Genomic DNA, 2,590 nt, shown 5'->3' with positions numbered 1-2,590 from the left:
AAAACGGATTGGAAGATAAAAAATACCGCTATTATAGCAGCTACTATTTCACGATGCTGAATGGCTTGTTGCATGAAAAAAAGACCGATTACGAGTCGGATCCAGCGCATGCTGTGCCAATTGGTAAAAAGAAGTTGTTTCATGTTAGTGCTTTTTTATTTTATATTTTTCATCGTAAGATACGATGGCTTGCAGTTGCTTTAACGGAATTTCGGTTGTACTGACTATCAATACTTCAGAAAAATCAGTACTCATACTCACATTTTTAACTTCTTGGATGTTAATAAATGCAGTGCTAACCGTATTCATGCAGCCTGTGCAGGTAATGCCTTCGAATTCATACAGAGAAACTAATACATCACTGTTTTTTTTGAACTCTATAAACAATTCAGATCCTGCTCTTGGCGCAATCGAATTGGTGGCAACGGCTATGTGTTGCAAATGAAACGCCTGCTGAAATAATTTTTCGTATTCGTCTTTGCTTCCTCCAAAAGGCGGACTCACTTCAAAAGAACGATTGAATAAAAGACCTGCTAAAATTCCGTTCTGAGCTAACAGTTCGTGCATTTTCCAAACATACTTTTGGCGTAGGCGAGGAGGTAAGGCACAAAAAAAGGTTTGCTCAATAATTAATTCATACTGTCCTTGGTGTTCGAAATAATCACCACAAATCACTTTGATGTTCGGATTGTCACCAAATTTAGTTTGTAAAGCAGCCACTAAGGTAGGTGCGATATCAATTACGGTAATATTTGTAAAACCTTGTTCGAGCAGGTATTGGGCTTCATAGGTGTTTCCACAACCCGGAATCAGGACAGCTAACTCTTTATTTGTTATACTATCGATGTAGGTTTGGATAGGTGGTGAGACCGTTCCTAAATCCCAACCTGTAGCATTTGCTTGGTATTGTGCGTCCCAATAAGTACCGTCTAGCGGTTTTTCACAGGACACTACACAACATTGATCAGTACTCATTGCAGCTAGTTTTTAATTAATTATAGCGTTTTACTTTGGCAAACAAAGTCTGTTTTTGGTATCGTAGTTTGAGCAATAGCGTTAAAACCACCGGCTACTTCTTTAAAATTTCTAAACCCACGCGCTTGCAAGATCGATGCCGCCATCATGCTACGGTATCCTCCTTGGCAATGTAAAAAGAAAGGCTCTTTTGGATCAATATCTTTAATCCAGTCGTTGATAAGTGACAAGGGTTTGCTGTAGGCTTCATCCACATGTTCTGCTGCATATTCCGTTTCTTTACGAACGTCAATTACTTTGCTTTCTCCTATTCTTACTTCTTTTGCAAAAGTTTCGGCAGTAATTCTATTTACAGTATCGGTTTCCTTACCTGCTTTCTCCCAAGCTTCAAATCCACCTTCTAAATGACCTACCACATTATCAAAACCTACGCGGCTTAGTCTTGTAACCGTTTCTTCTTCTTGACCTAGTTCTGTTACCAATATAATAGGTTGTTTCACATCAGCAATTAAGGCACCAACCCATGGAGCAAAATCTCCATCGATACCGATACTGATCGATTGCGGAATAAATCCTGCAGCAAAAATACCGTTTTTACGGGTGTCTAAAATCAAAGCACCAGTTTCTTCCACCACTGCTTCAAAGTCGGCTACTTTTATCGCTTGCATTCCGTTATTCAAAACCGATTCAAAGCTTTCATACCCTTTTTTATTCATGGCTACATTCATCCCAAAATAAGCAGGAGGTGGTAGTAACCCATCGGTCACTTCTTTTATGAATTCGGTTTCGGTCATATCTGCACGTAAGGCGTAATTGTTTGCCTTTTGGTTTCCTATAGTCGATACGGTTTCTTTACTCATGTTTTTACCACAAGCACTTCCTGCACCATGCGCAGGATAAACAATCACCTCATCAGGAAGCGTCATGATTTTTGTACGTAACGATTTGTACAAAGTAGCGGCTAATTGATCTTGCGTCATATCAGCTGCTTTTTGAGCTAAATCAGGTCTTCCCACGTCACCAATAAATAAGGTGTCTCCTGAAAAAATTGCGTGTTCCTTACCTGCTTCATCTAACAATAGGTACGTCGTACTCTCCATAGTATGCCCAGGAGTATGCAACGCTTTTATTTTTATGTTTCCAATTTGGAATTCTTGATTGTCCGTTGCAATGATAGATTCAAACTCCGTTTTGGCCGTAGGACCATAAACAATTGGAGCGTCAGTTGCTTTACTTAGATCGACATGACCTGATACGAAGTCAGCATGGAAATGAGTTTCAAAAATATATTTCAATTGTACCCCATCTCTTTCCAAGCGGTCCAAGTAAGGCTGTACCTCACGAAGGGGATCGATAATTGCGGCTTCACCATTTGAAGTAATATAATAAGCTCCTTGAGCTAAACATCCGGTATATATTTGTTCGATTTGCATGAGTATAGTTTTATTTTAAATATTTGATACAAAGATAATTCTTGTATTGCGGTTGTACAGTGACTAATGTTACAAAGGTCAAAAAAACAACAATTGGATTGCTGTAAAAATGCCTTTTTTGTTGTTTTTCTTTATCAAGCAAAGGTGCAACTTTTATAGATTTATAAATAAGTCCACTAGCG

Annotated in this window: 2 protein-coding genes; both read right to left on the bottom strand. The window is 38.7% G+C overall.

Translation table 11 applies throughout. From position 1 onward, the window contains the following. Window positions 1-144: 144 nt before the first annotated feature. Window positions 145-975, bottom strand: a complete 831-nt coding sequence (locus tag P8M54_RS11220) for a methyltransferase domain-containing protein (RefSeq protein WP_300287949.1) — start codon at window positions 973-975, stop codon at window positions 145-147. A 20-nt stretch (window positions 976-995) separates the two neighbouring features. Then, complete coding sequence (locus tag P8M54_RS11215; RefSeq protein ID WP_300287948.1) at window positions 996-2,408, bottom strand: MBL fold metallo-hydrolase; 1,413 nt, start codon at window positions 2,406-2,408, stop codon at window positions 996-998. Between the last annotated feature and the right edge of the window lie 182 nt (window positions 2,409-2,590).

This window comes from Flavobacterium sp. (assembly GCF_029242675.1).
Taxonomy (GTDB): domain Bacteria; phylum Bacteroidota; class Bacteroidia; order Flavobacteriales; family Flavobacteriaceae; genus Flavobacterium.
The sequence above is the reverse complement of the archived record's forward strand: the minus strand, read 5'-3'. Positions and strand labels throughout refer to the sequence as shown.

Bases quoted from the DNA above. Each gene is read 5' to 3' on its own strand.
- P8M54_RS11220 (WP_300287949.1), bottom strand. From the start codon at position 975: ATGAGTACTGATCAATGTTGTGTAGTGTCCTGTGAAAAACCGCTAGAC.
- P8M54_RS11215 (WP_300287948.1), bottom strand. From the start codon at position 2,408: ATGCAAATCGAACAAATATATACCGGATGTTTAGCTCAAGGAGCTTAT.